This window comes from Idiomarina sp. OXR-189 (assembly GCF_034373425.1).
GTDB lineage: Bacteria > Pseudomonadota > Gammaproteobacteria > Enterobacterales > Alteromonadaceae > Idiomarina > Idiomarina zobellii.
The window spans coordinates 2,334,873-2,351,593 of the sequence record NZ_CP139706.1; the positions used below are offsets into that span (position 1 = coordinate 2,334,873).

15 protein-coding genes and 1 riboswitch are annotated in these 16,721 nt (G+C 47.4%); of the genes, 5 read left to right on the forward strand and 10 right to left on the reverse strand.

The window, feature by feature from the left end; translation table 11 throughout:
• Position 1: 1 nt before the first annotated feature.
• The 4 genes from UM402_RS11465 to hemH are packed head-to-tail and all read right to left on the reverse strand — an operon-like array spanning position 2 to position 4,640.
• A complete protein-coding gene (locus UM402_RS11465; RefSeq protein WP_058578441.1) occupies positions 2-2,437 on the reverse strand; it encodes a bifunctional diguanylate cyclase/phosphodiesterase in 2,436 nt (811 codons plus the stop codon).
• A 20-nt stretch (positions 2,438-2,457) separates the two neighbouring features.
• A complete protein-coding gene (locus UM402_RS11470; RefSeq protein WP_058578442.1) occupies positions 2,458-3,000 on the reverse strand; it encodes a hypothetical protein in 543 nt (180 codons plus the stop codon).
• 30 nt (positions 3,001-3,030) lie between these two features.
• Entirely contained in the window at positions 3,031-3,534 is a 504-nt protein-coding gene (locus UM402_RS11475; RefSeq protein WP_058578443.1) for a retropepsin-like aspartic protease family protein, read from the reverse strand.
• A 2-nt stretch (positions 3,535-3,536) separates the two neighbouring features.
• Complete coding sequence (gene hemH / locus UM402_RS11480; RefSeq protein WP_058578444.1) at positions 3,537-4,640, reverse strand: ferrochelatase; 1,104 nt, start codon at positions 4,638-4,640, stop codon at positions 3,537-3,539.
• A 141-nt stretch (positions 4,641-4,781) separates the two neighbouring features.
• Between hemH and UM402_RS11485 the strand changes: the two genes are divergently transcribed.
• Both UM402_RS11485 and UM402_RS11490 read left to right on the forward strand, forming a co-directional pair.
• Positions 4,782-5,366, forward strand: coding sequence for a YqaA family protein (locus UM402_RS11485; RefSeq protein WP_058578445.1), 585 nt, complete (start codon positions 4,782-4,784; stop codon positions 5,364-5,366).
• Positions 5,367-5,391: 25 nt separating this feature from the next.
• A complete protein-coding gene (locus UM402_RS11490; protein WP_058578446.1) occupies positions 5,392-6,447 on the forward strand; it encodes a CNNM domain-containing protein in 1,056 nt (351 codons plus the stop codon).
• Here UM402_RS11490 and UM402_RS11495 read toward each other — a convergent pair.
• A complete protein-coding gene (locus UM402_RS11495) occupies positions 6,355-7,191 on the reverse strand; it encodes a sulfite exporter TauE/SafE family protein (RefSeq protein ID WP_322295313.1) in 837 nt (278 codons plus the stop codon). The two genes, UM402_RS11490 and UM402_RS11495, sit on opposite strands and share 93 nt — an antisense overlap.
• 48 nt (positions 7,192-7,239) lie before the next feature.
• Here UM402_RS11495 and UM402_RS11500 point away from each other — a divergent pair, with 48 nt between their 5' ends.
• Both UM402_RS11500 and UM402_RS11505 read left to right on the forward strand, forming a co-directional pair.
• Complete coding sequence (locus tag UM402_RS11500) at positions 7,240-8,163, forward strand: rhodanese-related sulfurtransferase (RefSeq protein ID WP_058578447.1); 924 nt, start codon at positions 7,240-7,242, stop codon at positions 8,161-8,163.
• Between the two features lie 147 nt (positions 8,164-8,310).
• Positions 8,311-8,787 (forward strand): Dps family protein, encoded by a 477-nt coding sequence (locus UM402_RS11505; RefSeq protein WP_058578448.1) that lies wholly within the window; start codon positions 8,311-8,313, stop codon positions 8,785-8,787.
• Positions 8,788-8,882: 95 nt separating this feature from the next.
• On the opposite strand, the gene UM402_RS11510 is transcribed toward UM402_RS11505, so the two are convergent.
• Positions 8,883-11,336, reverse strand: coding sequence for a TonB-dependent receptor plug domain-containing protein (locus UM402_RS11510; RefSeq protein ID WP_058578449.1), 2,454 nt, complete (start codon positions 11,334-11,336; stop codon positions 8,883-8,885).
• A 178-nt stretch (positions 11,337-11,514) separates the two neighbouring features.
• Between UM402_RS11510 and UM402_RS11515 the strand changes: the two genes are divergently transcribed.
• A complete protein-coding gene (locus tag UM402_RS11515) occupies positions 11,515-11,712 on the forward strand; it encodes a DUF3185 family protein (RefSeq protein WP_053953278.1) in 198 nt (65 codons plus the stop codon).
• Positions 11,713-11,734: 22 nt separating this feature from the next.
• On the opposite strand, the gene UM402_RS11520 is transcribed toward UM402_RS11515, so the two are convergent.
• From UM402_RS11520 to UM402_RS11535, 4 genes are read right to left on the reverse strand one after another with little or no spacing between them, the layout of a single operon-like run.
• A complete protein-coding gene (locus UM402_RS11520; protein WP_058578450.1) occupies positions 11,735-13,060 on the reverse strand; it encodes an MFS transporter in 1,326 nt (441 codons plus the stop codon).
• Between the two features lie 12 nt (positions 13,061-13,072).
• Positions 13,073-13,816, reverse strand: coding sequence for a phosphotransferase (locus tag UM402_RS11525; protein ID WP_058578451.1), 744 nt, complete (start codon positions 13,814-13,816; stop codon positions 13,073-13,075).
• The gene (gene pnuC / locus UM402_RS11530; protein WP_322295314.1) at positions 13,813-14,430 is read right to left on the reverse strand and encodes a nicotinamide riboside transporter PnuC; all 618 of its coding nucleotides are present in this window, start codon (positions 14,428-14,430) and stop codon (positions 13,813-13,815) included. Before pnuC ends, UM402_RS11525 begins: the two co-directional genes overlap by 4 nt.
• Before the next feature lie 9 nt (positions 14,431-14,439).
• On the reverse strand, positions 14,440-16,563 hold the full coding sequence (locus UM402_RS11535; protein ID WP_058578452.1) for a TonB-dependent receptor: 2,124 nt from the start codon (positions 16,561-16,563) through the stop codon (positions 14,440-14,442).
• 49 nt (positions 16,564-16,612) lie between these two features.
• Positions 16,613-16,711, reverse strand: a riboswitch (TPP riboswitch).
• Positions 16,712-16,721: the final 10 nt, after the last annotated feature.

Genomic DNA, 16,721 nt, shown 5'->3' on the forward strand with positions numbered 1-16,721 from the left:
GTTAGAGTTCGTTTTCTAATGACTGCTGGCGTTCTGCCCATTCGAGCAGTTCGTCCAGCGGTTTTGGCCTGCAGAACAAGTAGCCCTGCATGTAGTCGCAACCGTGTTGAGCAAGAAATGCAAACTCAGCTTCTGTTTCCACACCTTCTGCTACAACCTGTATATGCAGGTCTTTGACCATTTTCAAGATACCGCGTGTAATAGCGGCGTTTTGTGCGTTCTCATTGATATTCTCAGTAAAGCTTCGGTCTATTTTTAACTTATTGACCGGCAACGAGTTCAGATACCTGAGGCTGGCGAAGCCACTGCCAAAGTCATCAATGGCGACATCGAGACCCAGCTCCCTGAGTTGCTCTAGCAGTTCGGTAATTCGTTGAGTGTCGTGCACCAAAACGTTTTCGGTGATTTCTGCTGTCAGCTCACCCGGTTGAATTTCATAACGTTTCAGCGTGCTTTTAACCTTCTCAATAAAGTCATCGCGATAAAACTGAATAGGTGAAAAGTTAACGGACATAGAGCCAATGCCATAGGGCTTTAACCTTTCGAGATCACGACATGCCTGCCGCAACACCCAGTCACTAATAGGAACAATTTGACCTGTGCGCTCGGCTACCGGAATAAAGTCGGCAGGTGAAATATATCCCCGCTCCGGGTGTTGCCAGCGTATCAATGCTTCAACGCCAGCAATACGGCCTGCCGCCGTCATAATAGGCTGGTAGAATAACTCAAACTGTTCATGCTGAAGCGCTTCTTGAATTTGGGTACGTAAGGCGACGTGGAAGCTCAAGCGTTCATCGAGTTTAGACTCATACCAAAGCCATGAGTTACCGCCGCGTTTTTTAGCTTCATACATTGCCACGTCAGCACGTTGAATAAGTTCCATTGGATGATTAAAAGCAGCCAAGTTAGACGACACGCCGATAGCCGCAGACAGCGATACTGACTTACCTTCAATCTGGAACGGCTGTTCGAAAACACTCAATACTTCCTGACAAAACGCAGCAATTTGCTCTTTGTTACTGGCATTCTCAATAACAGCAACAAACTCATCACCGCCAAATCGACACAACAAGTTGGGACCCAATACAACGTTTTTCAGGCGGTCAGCCGTTTCAATCAACACCTGGTCGCCCAGATAATGACCCAAACTGTCGTTTACCGGCTTAAACCCGTCGAGATCAATAAACAACACATAAACCGCACTTTTAACCTGTCTTCGCTCATGCAGGGCTTTTCTTATTTCGTGAACCGTTTTCCTGTCGCTGTCTTTACCCTGCAAAATTCGGCAGCTGCGACCAACCATTTCATCAAAGCTGTATCCGCTCAGTTTCGTAAAAGCAGGATTAATGTAGGTTACTGGAAAGCCTGGCTTATTCGCATCACTAATCACAACGCCGTTAACGCTCGCTTCTATACCACTTTCAAGAACTTTTAGTTGAGCTTCACTCTTGCGTTGTCCTGTTCGGTCGCGTGCTATGCCGTGCACACCGGTCACTTCCCCGTCAATAATAATTGGGGTATTAGTTATATCTAAGTCGTAAATATGGCCCAGTTTATCGGCCACTTTTATTTCGTAAGACTGAGCATTACCGCGTTTGGCTTCTTCGAAATGCTCTTTCGTTCGCTCTCTGTCTTCTTCGACTACCGCTAGTTCATAATGCTGACCAATTAACTCGTGCTCATGAAGCTTCAAAAGCTCACAGCCGGCCCGATTAATCGAAATAAAACGACCGTCAGAGTCCATGGTGAAAACAGGTTGAGGGTTATACGCAAATAGCGACTTGTGATGCTGTTCCACTTTTTCGCGTTGCAGCGCCAGCTCTTGCTGCTCCATTACCAACGCCACCAAGTCGCGAGTACGCACCAAAAACTCTAAGTCGAGCGTTGTTGGAAGTTTGGGGGAGCGAAAATAAACAGCAAAAGTCCCTATTACTCGCTCTTCCCTGGCGTGAAATATCGGATGAGACCAGCACGCAACAAGGTTATGTTCATCAATAAGTTCTAAAAACGCCTCAAACCGCTCGTCAAGCCGCATATCCCTTACAATAACTGATTGCCCAAGTGCGGCCGCGGTACCGCAGGCGCCGACACCGTCAGCTATTTCAAGATCCTGTAATGCACTGACAAATGGTCGGGGTAGAGACGGGCCTGCCGCGGCCCTAAGGCTGTTGGAGTTGTCACGCTTTAACATGACCGAGCATAACGCCCCATCAATTTGCGACTCTATAAGGTGACAAATATCTTCCAGCTTATTAGCAACTGGCTTTTGCTGAACGAGAGAGTTTAACGCATCGTACTGCGCCTTTATCAATTGTCCCGGTTGATACGACTTTTTGTGCGAGTAATGCAGGTACACTCGCCAGAGTATCGTAACGGCCAGGAGCGCTAAAACCACTCCTGTTGCAACCCACGAGTACTCCAGCAAATTATCCTGCATGACTCACATTCCTTTGGCGCTTATTTAACGCGCTGAACTCGCATGCGACGATTAGAACCTTCACGCCCAAAGAAGAATGAGTTAAGTGCACCGCGTTCAATGTAGTAAGCGTCTCCTTCCCAGGAAAAATAGCCACTGTCAGTCTGCTTCCAAACCTGACCATTTTTTAAAGTTATACGCCACTTTCCGTAAGGTCCTTCCTCACGCTCGGCCAGAGTCACGTTAACGCGCTCGTCTTCAGTTTCTTCTCTCTCTTTATGTTCAAACCCGAAGCGGTCACTTGCACGTTCCGTATCTTTTCGACTTTGTTGCGCTTGTTCACGGCGCTCTTGCGCCTTATCTCTCATCTCAGCCGCTTTCTGCTTGCCTTTACGGGCCTGCTCCGGAAGTTCTTTGTCCTGACGTTTTCGCTCCCCAGACTGTTCTTTCTTAGCTAAATTGTCATAACACACCAAACGCTCTAAAGAGTCCTCAATTTCGGCACAAGCCTCTAATCCTGACTGCTGAGCAAAACTGGTAGCACTGAAGGCAGCCGCTGCTACTCCAATAAACAACTTATGCATAATTCATTCTTCCTATAAATGTGATTCGTTTTAATACGTTAACCTAAGCGTATCGTTTTTTTGGGTTAACTCAAATTCTTTTAATGCGCTCATTCCCAGCAATATGATATTCCCATCCATACCGGGTGTAATCGAAGCATCTACATTATTCAGGCGTATATCGCCCAGCTCCAATGTATCAATTTTCGTTCGATAGGTAATAACCCGACCATTTGCAGTTTGTGACATGCCCTGCCGGCCCTTCTGTAAACCTAATTCACGAGCAAGTCCTTCAGGGACTGCCACCAGTGTTGCTCCGGTGTCTAAAAGAAATGTCACCTGTTGGCCATTTATTTTACCTCTGGCCACATAATGTCCCATACGGTTTTGCTCGAGGACAACAGTCACCTCACCACTGCTGCGATAGCTCTGGATGTTTGAATTGGGGTTAAACTGCTCCTGAAGCTGATCTTGAAAAAACCAAACTAATAGAGCAATTGCCAGCCCCCACGCAATGAACATGAAGGGCTTCCCAAAAGAATTACCGCCTGCCACTTTTATTGTCCTTCCTCACTATAAGGCAATGTTTGCTTTTCTACTTTATTCGCTAATTCCTGACGCTGTTCATTCACCTCTTCAACTGACCAGCCCTGCAAGTGAGTGTTTGCTAACTCTGTTAATGCATCGATATGATCAGGCTCTGCATTCAATGCGCTAATGTATTCATAGCGCTCTCCGCCGTTTTCCATAAAGTACTCGCGGTTTTCTTCACCAATTTCTTCAATAGTTTCCAGACAGTCAGCACTGAACCCCGGACAAAAAACCTGTACCGATTTAACGCCTTTTTTCGGTAAGGCTTTCATGGTCATGTCAGTATATGGCTGCAACCACTCTTCGCGACCAAACCGCGACTGGAAAGTGGTTAAATACTCATCTTGGTTCAAACCGAGTCGTTCTGCCAACAGCCGCGAGGTTTTGTAGCATTCGCAGTGATAAGGATCACCATTTTTCAGGTATCGCAGCGGTATGCCATGGTAGGAGAACAGTAATTTGTCAGCACGCCCATGCTCATTCCAGTGACGCTCAATACGCTTAGCGGCCGCCTCAATAAAAGGAGGGTAATCATGATAGTGGGTCACAAAACGTAATTCGGGCAACCAGCGTCGCTGAGTGAAATCTTTTGCCAACGCGTCAAACGTCGAAGCCGTAGTTGATGCACTGTACTGCGGATAAAGAGGCAGAACCAGCAACTTCCGCACACCTTTTTGCATCATGCGCTCCACGGCCTCCGAAATAGCCGGGCTGCCGTAACGCATGGCAAAGTCGACAACAATATCCTCACCCCAGGTTTCTTTCAATTTTGCTTCTATGCCTTTGGCCTGGTCTTCCGTATGAAATAAAAGCGGTGAACCCCGATCTGTCCAGACCGTTTTATAGGCTTCTGCTGAGCGCTTTGGCCGAATTCGCAAAATAACGCCGTTTAAAATTAACGACCAAAGCAACCGCGGTACTTCAACCACCCGAGGGTCAGACAAAAACTCTTTTAAGTAGGGCTTTAGCGCTTTCTTTGTCGGCGCCTCTGGCGTGCCTAAGTTGGTAACAAGCACACCAATTTTGTCAGCTTGGCGGTGAGAAAACGCCGGACTACCACGATATTTCATCAGTTTTACCTTAAAAGTCTGTTCTGCTTAGGGTTTAAAGCCAAATTTACGTAATTTTTAACGGGTTCGATCCCTATTTGCAAAAAAATCGGGTTACACTGCAACGATACACTCAATCGAAACTATTTGCTTGACCCATTTATGGCGACCACATCAACCCGTGAAAAATGGTATATAAAGCTGGCTAACTCACCGCATTCGCTAGTGCTTCTGTTTTTTCTGTCAGCATTAGAAGCCACTATTCTGCCTATCCCGTTAGAGCTTATTTTGGTTCCTTACATGCTGCTTGAGCGAGATCGCATTTGGCTTATTGCGTCTGTGGCGTTAGCTGGCTTTATGGCGGGCTCGGTTGGTGGCTACTACATTGGCTATGCTTTATTTGACACCGTAGGACAATGGTTCATTGACTATTTATCGGCTCAGGAACAGTACGCTGAATTTAAGGAAACGCTCGAAAACAATGGCTTCTGGTCAATATTTGTTGTTGGCGTTACCCCAGTTCCGTTTCAAGTTGCGATGCTAGCCGCAGGGGCTGGCCAGTACCCATTAACTCTATTTTTATTATCTGCCGGCATTGCCAGAGCCTTACGATACTATGTCCTGGCAGCATTGGTTGCCTGGTTAGGTCCGCAAGCAGAAGACGTGTGGCAACGTTACTCAGGCCCTGCCGGCTGGTCCATACTTATTGCTGCGGTTTCTGTTATATTGTTGATACAATTCTTGTAACTAAAACCAATTCAACCGGAGCCCAATGACTCTTCTTATACTTTTTGCGTTTTTAGCCATAGGCGTGTCTTTTATTTGCTCAATTTTGGAGGCCGCAATACTATCGGTGACACCTAGCTATATTGCACAACTGAAAGAGTCTCGTCCTAAAACACACAAACAGCTGCGCAAACTAAAAGATGGTATCGATAAGCCTTTAGCCGCTATTTTAACCTTAAATACGGTAGCTCATACCGCTGGTGCTGCCGGTGTCGGTGCGCAGGTCGGTGTTGTGTTTGGCGATGGTTACTTGGGCGTTGCGTCTGCAGTTATGACGTTACTCATCCTCATTTTGTCCGAAATTATTCCGAAAACCATTGGGGCTAAATTCTGGCGTCCATTGGCTCCCTGGCTTCCGCCCACGCTTAACTTCATGATTCTGACATTAAAGCCATTTATTTGGTTGTCTGACCAAATAACAAAACGTATTGGCGGTGGGGAAGAAGAAATTGATGTGCGCTCTGAGATAAAAGCCATGGCAACCATTGGTCATGAGGAAAAAGCTCTGGATGCGGACGAGCGACGTGTTATTTTAAACATTCTTGACCTTCACGACATTCGGGTTAAGGAAGTTATGACACCGCGAACGGTTTGCGAGTCCATACGGCCTGACGAAGACATTATGGCCGTTAGTCAAAAGATTCGTGAGCTCCCCTTTTCCCGTTACCCGGTCATCGACGCCGAAGAAGAGCCTCACGGCATTCTGTTCCGCAGCGATGTTTTTGACGCCGACGAAGGAACACCTATTCTCGACATTGTTCGCCAGGTTGAAGTCGTTACCGAAACCGTGAGTGTCGAAGCCTTAATGAGCCACCTTATATCCACACGGCAACACATGGCGTTAGTCTATGACGAGCATGGCAGCTGGTTAGGACTTATTACCCTGGAAGATATTATCGAAACCATTTTGGGCACGCCAATAATGGATGAAACTGACAACATTGCCAGCCTACGCCGCTACGCCAGACAACGTTGGGATAAGCGCCTCAAGCGCGACCCAAAGCAAACGCAGCGCCAACAAGGTAATAATGATTCGGAATAGTTGATCAAAGCGCTGGTTCGTTATTTTTTTGAGCCAGCGCAAACCTATCCAAGTACCGGCAAAACCAGCCGCTATCATTGCTCCAATTAAAGGCAGCCAGTCTTTAAAAGCAAAGCCAGCCATACCAAACACAATGGCTTTAGGACCATGCTGAAAAGTCATAACCGCAGCAAAGGTAGCCACGGTTTGCATTCTCTCGCTGAAACGGGCTTTTACGAAAGCCGCCACCAAAGGTCCTGAAGCGCCAACAAATAAAGCTAAAAACCCCGTTAACAAGCCCCCACCGACAAGACCCGCACGCCCGGACAAGCTTTGCGGTAATTTAGGACCCCAGGTTAACCATAACAGGAACAGGCCAATGGTAATTTGCAGTATCTCTGTTGGTAACTGAACCAGTAACAGGCTTCCCAGAAAGGTGCCCAATAGCCCAAAAGGCACAAACCAAGCAATAGTCGGCCAGTGAATATGTCGCCATGACAAAGCTGCCCGCCCTACGTTCGAGCCCATTTGTACTAAACCATGAACCGGAATAACGGCGCTGCCGGGCAGCACCAACGCGATAACGCCTATTAATACCGCGCCGCCCCCAGCACCGGCTACCGCACTTAATAACGACGTTGCCGCAGACAGCAACACTAACCCATAAAATAACGACTCACTGACCACTGGCTTCGACTCCCGGTTTGCGCTGATCTGGATCAATACGTATAATTCGCGCTCGATTTTTAAATCGACTATTTCCAAACAAGGCTTCGGATTTACGTTCCGAACCGCTGAAAAAGGTAACACGATATGTACATTTGTGCGGCATTGTATAAGTTTGTCGAGCTCAATGACTATGAGCAAATTCGCGAACCACTCTATCAAACCCTTATCGACAACGACGTAAAAGGCACCCTTCTGCTGGCTCGAGAAGGCATTAACGGTACTATTTGCGGTACCCGCGAAGCCATCGATAACGTCTTAGCTTATCTACGTTCAGATGAACGTTTTGCTGACATTGATCACAAAGAATCACCGAGTGACGAGCAGGCCTTCTACCGCACTAAGGTCAAGCTCAAAAAAGAAATTGTCACTATGGGCGTCGACTGGGTCGATCCTAAGAACACGGTTGGCACCTACGTTGAGCCGGAAAAGTGGAACGACCTGATTTCTGACCCGGAAGTACTGGTTATTGATACCCGTAATGAATACGAGTATGCCGTCGGCACATTTGAAGGCGCAGTAAACCCTAAAACCGATACCTTTCGCGAGTTTCCAGAGTATGTAAAAGAACATCTTGATCCGGAAAAGCACAAGAAAGTCGCCATGTTCTGCACCGGCGGCATTCGCTGTGAAAAGTCGACCGCTTACTTAAAAGAGCAGGGCTTCGACGAGGTTTACCACTTAAAAGGCGGCATTCTGAAGTACCTTGAGCTGGTACCGGAAGACACGAGTCGCTGGAATGGTGAATGTTTCGTATTCGACCAACGTGTCACGGTTAAACACGGACTAGAGCAAGGTGAATATGACCAGTGTTATGCCTGCCGTATGCCTATTACTCAAGAGGAAATGGCTTCTGAGCACTACCAGAAAGGGGTTAGCTGCCCACACTGTTTCGACAAAACTACACCAGAACAAAAAGAACGTTACGCAGAACGCGAGCGTCAAATTCAGCTTGCTAAAGCGCGCGGCGAAAAGCACATTCGCGACGGCAAAGTTGAGTCACTGAGTTGATCTAACTCGCTTCATAAGCGTACTCCCTGATGTAAGCTAAAGCTGACAGTTATCGAATTTAACTGTCAGCTTCATCGGTTTTCATCGCTTTCTTTAACCGCATCAATAGACTATGGTTAAAGCATAACGATGACAAAGGAGGGTTTTATGAAACAGTTAAGCGTTATTGGTTTAGATAAGAAAAAAGCCGAGCAACTTGGTGACAAGCTGAACGAGCTACTGTCGAACTATCAAGTGTTTTACATGAACGTTCGTGGTTTCCATTGGAACATTAAAGGCGAGCGCTTCTTCGAACTGCACGCTAAGTTTGAAGAAACCTACGACGACTTACTGCTGAAAATTGATGAAATAGCAGAGCGTATTCTGACCTTAGGTCAACGTCCTCAACATGCTTACTCAACGTACATTAAGAACAGCGAAATTGAGGAAGTAAAAGACGTTCATGAAGGTCGCGCTTGTGTTGCGAATATTCTGGATAGTTACCAAACTACCATTCGCTTACAGCGAGAGATTTTAGACCTAGCCGGTGAAGCCGGTGATGAAGGTACTAACGCACTGATGAGTGACTACATCAAAGAGCAAGAGAAAACAGCGTGGATGCTGACCTCTTACTTAGGTGACTGAAGGCTCTATTAATTGAGCTCAGCCATAAAAAACGCCCCGTCAAAGCGGGGCGTTTTTGTTTGTATTTATACTATGCAGTACTTAGAAACTACCCTTTAGAACGTATAGTTCAAGCGCGCATAGTAATAACCGCCATTAATACCAAACGGGAAGGTTTCCCAACCGTATTTGAAGCCCGCATCCGAGAATGGAGAGCCTTCGCTGCCCCACTCGTCCGGGTAAGTATCAAACAGGTTGTTTGCGCCAATACGGACATTCAGATTGTCAGTGAAGTCATAACCAACAGATGCGTCCGTTAACCATTTACCACCCCATTCTTTTTTAACGCCGGTAAATGCCTGACCTTCAACAGCACCGAAATAGTTGAACGCCACATTCACATTCCAGGCGTTGCGAGACCAGTCAGCGCTAATAGTTGCTTTTTCACTGGGCTGACCTTCTTCCAAACGAAGTATCTGAGTGTCATTGAAAATATCGTCGCCATCAATGAGTGATGAAACCGAATTCACTCGTTCAACTTCGGTGTTCATAAAACTCATAGCCGCGGTTAGGTTTAACTCACCATCCATTAACTCAGTTGGGTAAGAGGCAATAACATCCAAACCCGTGGTTTTAGTATCAACTGAGTTTGTAAAGAACTGAGCCGCACCTAAGTTATTATCAGCCAGAATATCACCAAACTCCGCACCAACATCGGCCGTAAGAGTTTCAGACAAAACAATGCGGTCATCAATATTGATTTGATACGCATCCATGGTTAAATCAAAGCCATTATCAAAACGTTTAATTAAACCAAAGCTGATGCTTTCCGAGGTTTCTTCTTCCAACTCTTTTATGCCAAACTGGCGTGCTAACTCATCGTCGTTAGCTATTGTGCCTGTTTCCACCAGAGTACCATTAACAACGTTTGTTAGAACCTGACTGTAGTATATTTGCTGAACACCCGGCGCCCGGAAGCCAGTTGCGACAGTGCCTCGCAAAGAAAAGTCGCTATCAATGTCGTAACGGGTAGAGAGTTTGCCCGAGATATTATCACCGGCAATATCATAGTCTTCATAACGAAGTGCGCCAGCCAATAAAAAATCGGGAGTGACATAATATTCCGCGTCGACGTATGCGCCGTAGCTATCTCGGTCAGCATCTACCGCCTGGCTAGGACTAAAGCCCGGAAACCCTTGAATACCAGCTTCTGCAACGGTCCCATAAGGCGTTAATATTTCTACATCCGGATCATTCGCTCGACCATAAGCCCACGACACCGGGTCACCTGGGTTAATCTGGTAACTGTCCTGACGCAGTTCAACACCCAGCGCTAGATAAAGAAGCTCATTAGCAACATCAACCGTACCATTTACATCGAAGTTAAATGTGGTTTGTTCAAACACTAACTCACCGTCAAAGGCTTCCGTTGGCGTCTCACCATAAATACCGCCATCTGGGTGTGGTTCATAGTACCAACTCACGTTGGCAGAATTTGACGAGTTAAACCCAAACTCATTTTTACCGTAAACCACACTCGCATCCCATAGCCAAGCATTGGGAAGGTCCCCTCGAACCCCCACCGCTAAGGACTGATCATCGGCTTCTGTTTCCAGTTTTGGTAAGAAACCGTCAGGATAAATTGCCTCTATCGTTCTTGGGTGCCCGCGTCCACGGAAAAAGCCTGAAGAGCCACCGTCGCGATTCGAAATACCACCAAACGCGTAAAGCTCAGTGGTATTGCCCAAGTTGTAACCAGCGTTAAACCAGGCGTACATATTTTCAGAGTCTGCGTCGCCAACGTGTAAACGAACGACAGGCTCACCGCTTGGAGACAACCAGTCACCAATAAGTGATGCTTCAGCCGGCGAAGCGCGATTGGTCATGCCGCGGTCACGGTATTCTAACGTACCGTTGAAGAAGCCCTTATCAAACTCTTTACCGAAGTTAATACCAACAGTATTTACTTCACCGTCTTTTTCATACGTTTGACCTACTTCGGCAGAAATACTACCGCCCTCAGAGCTTTTCAGCGTAATGTTAATAACACCCGCTATAGCATCAGAGCCATACTGAGCCGCGGCCCCATCACGAAGAATTTCAACACGCTCAACCGCTGTAATCGGAATGGCGTTAATGTCGTAGCCCGCTGAGCCTTTACCAATAGTTTCCTGTACGTTCACCAACGCTTGCTGGTGACGGCGCTTACCGTTCACCAAAACCAATACCTGGTCAGGGTTTAAGCCTCGTAAAGTTGCCGGACGGATAATGTCCGAACCATCTGAAATAGTCGTTGACGAGAAGTTAAATGACGGAGCACTCATTTGCAAAGCTTTACCCAGCTCAGTGGCACCGGTATCAACCAGCTGGTCGGCTGAGATAATATCAATAGGTGACGCAGACTCTGTAGCCGTCCGACCATTCACACGTGACCCAAGAGTAACAATTCGCTCAATTGACTCCCCGGTTTCGGCATTAACGGCATCTTGAGCAATGGCAATTCCCGGCGCCATAAATGCAGCAGCCAGAGACACTGATAAAAAACCTAGCTTGAAAGGCGCTCTAGTCATAGTTCTTCCCCAATCTTGTTATTTTAGTTTTAAACGATGCGCACTTATTAACAATTACACTTACAATCAGGGTTTAGAAATATGTCAGATGATATAAATCAATAAAAAGGTAGAAACTTGCGCTTAATTTATAGTGCGATATATTGAGAAACTGTTAACACAACAAAAGGAAACCGTTATGACACGCATAGTTGGTATTGTATTAATTATCGTTGGCGCTATCTTGCTTTACTTCTCTTATGAAGCGTCACAATCCATCGCGTCGGAAGTATCGGAAATGGCGACCAATGAGCCAACAGACAACACTATCTGGTATTTAATTGGTGGGGTTGCTGCCGTTATCATTGGTCTGTACGCGACTATTCGCGGCAAGTAAAACCTACAACGTTGTAAACACGCTATGCTGACGTGTCTCCGGACACGTCAGGTAGTTTCAATGCGCTTAACGTCGCCAACACACCGACAACGACCAACAGCCATAGTACGGCGTGAGCACCAAAAGCCGCATCAACCCAACCGAGTAACAAACCTGCCAGCAGTACAACACCCATGACAGTATTAGAGACAGCCGTTAACTGCGCTCTATTCTCCTGGTTTGCCATATCAACCAAATACGTTTTACGACCAACGCGCGCACCGTGGTGGGCCACTGCGGACGCAAACAGCAACAAAGCAGCAATCCACTCAAGACCGAGCCAATTTGGTGCCCAATAGAATATAGCCAGTGCCGCCGCCATGACTAGCGTCGACATGATCGATGCTGCCGCCATCACATGATGGCTGGCTGAGTCAGACCAACGTCCCCAAAAACGCCCGGCCAGCAAACCCGCAAGTCCACTAGCCAGCATAAGGCTACCTAAACTGGTTAACTCTGTATCGCCTTGACGCTGAATAAGCACCACAATGTAGGGAATGGCGAAAGCTGCGGCGACAAGTAAGGCTCGGGTCAACACAAAATGTCCAAACTGGCCATTCTTCCAGAGCAATGACATCGACTTAACGGCTTCAGAGACGGCGTTACCGCCACCTTCAGTAGCGCCAGCAACCTCTGGAATACCTGCGTACAAAGCCGCCGCTAAAAGCCATAAAACAACACCCGCTCCCAGCAAGGCTAAAAATAACCAACGCTGACCGTCTACTTCCGGAGAAAAAACAATCACTAAAGCAGTTAGCAAGGTCAGCAACCCAGCGGAAGAGGCTGCTACACCGGATAACCTACCCCGCCGTGTTTTAGACACCGTTTTACCCGTAACATCCTTATTGGCAACCGAGCAGATACCGCGAGACAAGCTAAATAACGCGAGCAGTAACACGACACTCCAGCCCAGAGCACTATTATTTAACGTGGCAACCGCAAACAGCATGAGCAACAGCGATGCGGCCTGCCCGACACTACCTGCAACCCAAAACCACTTCCTAACCGGTTGTTGGCGCAATTGCTGGGCAACAAATAGTTGAGGTAATAGTGCCAATGACTCACGCAAGGGAACTAACGCACTAATGAATATGGCAGGAGCGCCTAACGAACTTAACATCCACGGCAAGACTAAACGTGCGCTGACCAGGCTGTCACCCAGCTTGGTTAACGTCAGAGACAGCAGCATTAGCACAAAAGACTTTGGCTGATGGTTACACGCCGACTCAGGTATATCCTTACACACTCGCGCGTCTTCATCTTCTGCGAGGTAGCCGTAAACCTTCTCGGTTAGCTGTTTGTCAGTCATGCTGCTTTCCGTTTACTTGGAATAGGAAAGTAAATGCTGCCATAAGTTATTCAGCCAATCCACCAAATCAAGCCATTCGGCCATATCAGCAAGCTCGACGTCATAACGCGTTAATCGTGCGTAGTCTGTCAGCAGCCGTTCCGCCATAGCGTCGTCAAGCTTGTTCATGACGATGGTATTCGCAATATCAAACAGTGGGTGCCCGACTCCCGCATACTCCCAGTCAATCACTTTAATGGGAGCCGTCATAAGAATATGATTCATCGACAGGTCATTGTGACAAAGCACCGGGTACTCCAGCCATTGATCAATCGCCTGCTGGTGTTGGCTTTTCTCTTCCCGAAAAGACTTAGCCAAGGAAGGTTGATAGTTAGAAAGCTGCTGCAGGTAATGCTCTACTTTGTCGTTCAATCTCCAGTGAGGAATGCTTGGCTTAAAGGAGTGGATTTTAGCGAGAACCTCAGCCAATACCGTTGCTTTAATAGCGGGCGATAAGGTGACCTGATTTAATGAAGGCGCCTCTAAGTAAGGCTGCAGTAACCAGCCTTCTGCTTCATTCCACTCCAGTACCTCAGGGGCAGCACCACTTTCGGCAAGCGTTTTCTGTACAGCAACCTCCAGACCTCGATCAACCTGAAATAAGCCATCATTTTGCCACCGCTTTAGTACGAGATCAGAGTCATCGGACTTAAGCCGCAGCGTTTGGTTTGACTGCCCACTGGTTAACCGAGTGACTGCTTTAGGTACAGATATCATCCGGCACTCTTTACCGGCTCTGGTTGTGAATTATCCTGATGCCAGCGCCACATGGCATACAACACTAGCGCCAGATAAACCACAAACAATAACGCCGTAGCGACAAAACCCTTACTGGCGTACAAATACACATAAACACTGTCGATAACCAGCCAGTACCACCAGGTTTCATACGCTTTCTTAGTCACCAGCCAAGTCGCCAGCAAACTGAATACAGTGGTATTAGTATCGAGCCACACGGCGTCGGCGTCAGTATACACAGAAAGCATATAAGCGGTCATAGCAGCCAGAGGTATCAGCCAAGCCCACTGTAAAAGATGCCACCTCAACGAGTACTTAGCCCCCCCGGGACTCTCTTGCGCTGCGGATTTTTGGAAACGCCACTGCCACCAGCCGTAACCCGCCATGACCACATAAATAGCCTGCAGTACCGACTCCATATACAACTTACCCTGCCAGAACAACACCGCGTAAATACTGCAGCTTATGGTTGCCGACAACCAGCACCATTGTTTCTGATGCGCCGCAAGCACGAGGTACCCCAGCGCAAATAACAGTGCGGCTAATTCCCACAAAGAGCTCATCATTAACTGTTCTAACAGGGTTTCTATCACGGCTTTTCCTTAGAACGATTTGCTAACAGTGACACCGAAACGGCGCGGCTCACCGTACTGCACGTAGGTTTCGTCATTGGCATACTGAGTTCGGGGATCATTAGCGAAATAGAAACCACGCACTTCATAGTCTTCATCCGTTAAGTTCCGTCCCCACAAGCTCACACGCCAATCATCAACGTAATAGTTCACCGCGAAATGCACCAGTGCCATAGAGTCCGACTTCTGATTATGCGAGTTCGAGAAATAGAATTCGTCCTTGCCATCGGCCTGAAGTACCCATTGAACATTCTCACCATACCAACCTTCGAAGCCAACGTTGAACTGATACTGAGGCGCATGAGCTTGCTCACGCCCTGTCATATCCATGCCGTCCTCAGTCACAAAGCCTTCTATTTCGGTTTCCAGCCAACTCGCAGAAGCAAATAATGTGAGCCAGTCGGTCAATTTATTGCGGATTTCGGCTTCAAGACCGTACCCCGTCCCTTCGGCAGCATTCTCAATGTAACCGACAAACGACTGGTTGCGGTTCACCCAACTTTTAAGCTGAACATCATCACGCCAATGGTAAAAAGTGCTCACTCGTGACGTTAAGTCACCGCTTGGGCTACTGCCTTTAACGCCAAATTCGGCACTCCATAGAATTTCAGGCTCAAAAGTAGCGCGTTCCAGCAGGTAGTCTTTTAGCTCGTCGAGACCCTGGTCGTCCGCTTTACCCAGCGCTTCGCCATTAACGCCACCGGACTTATAGCCTCGTGACACGGTCGCATACCAATAGCTGTTTGGTGCTGCCTGGTAGCGTGCACTAAAACTACCACCCACCATGGTATCTTCCGGTTGTGCGTCTATATTGCGACTGTCGGAGTAGTCGTTATCGTACTGCTCAATACGCAAACCGCTAATAGTGGTGAACTTCTCGCTCCAGTGCTGCGTCAATTCGCCGTATACCGCGGCATGTTGACTGCGATAATCACTTTGGAAAATATCCGGCTGACCTAAGTCCCAATTAAAGTAATCACGCGTTAGTTCGACGTCTTTATCGTAATAATAAACACCCGCTACCCACTCACTGTCTACTCCCAGCAACACTTGCGGGGCATCCGACAACCAGCGAACCTCGGCGGTTTTGTCTTTTCTGTCACGCAAGTAAGCATCAAACGACGAATATTCCCAACCGGGCGCAATACCGACGTAAGTCCAGTCTTCATCAAAGGCGTAAGCAGTATCTGCGTTTAAAATACTCGCTGACAACTCAAGTCGGCTGTTATCCCAACCTAAATAATTCAATGTGGTTTTTACCGCATCACTTTCAAGGCGGTCGTAGCCCGGCTCGTCTGACAGCGTGGTTCGGTTGTTATCAAGACTGAATACGTCGTAGCCGTTATCAACATCGTTGTAGTGCAAAACGGTGTCTAACGTCCAGTTATTGGTAAATTGGGTGTTCAATAAAAAGCGAACGCCAAGTTCGTCTCTATCGTTGGTGTCGTCCCTTTCTAAATAGGCATTCTCAATGTAGCCGTCTTGCTTAAACTGACTGACAGAGAAGCGGGCGTTACCTAATACGCTCAGCTGTCCGCCTAATGCTAAACCACCCATGCGTTCATCATAATTACCGGCTGACAACTCAAACTGACCGCTAAAGTTCTCCGTGGGCTGTACGCTATCAAGCAATACTAAGCCGGCCATTGCGTTCACACCAAAACGACCGCTTTGGGGCCCTCGAAATACCTCAACCTGGTTTATATCGAAAAGGGACGCAGCAGTGCCTAAACCACTGTAATCAATGCCATCTATAATAAGACCGACTGACGGACTAATTGGATCAACAAACTGAGAACGCTCGCCCATGCCGCGAATCTGAATAAAGCGTGCGGTCGATGTACCGCCGGAGAAATTAACATTGGCAAAACTGTTGAGCGTGTCTTCTAAATGCTGCGCATTTCGCTGCTGCATTGCATTTTGGTCAATAATGGACACACTGCTGGTCGTTTCATTAAGCGTGCGCTTATGAAAGTCACCACTAACTTCAATTATTTCAAAGTCGTTGCTATTTTCCTGACCATAGGCCAGAACCGGAGTTTGCAGTAATGCTAAGCCAATACTAGCTGCTAAGTAAGACGTTATTTTTTGCATGGATCATTTCCTCAAAACAAAGTCAGAAACGATCCGGTAAGGCTGTATTAGACGGGTTTTCTACCATCCCTACGCCAGTATTAACCGGATCAGGTTTTAAGGGTTCGCTTTCGCATCTCAGCCGTTGCCGGCACCCCTTGGTAAAGCGGCGTCAGTAT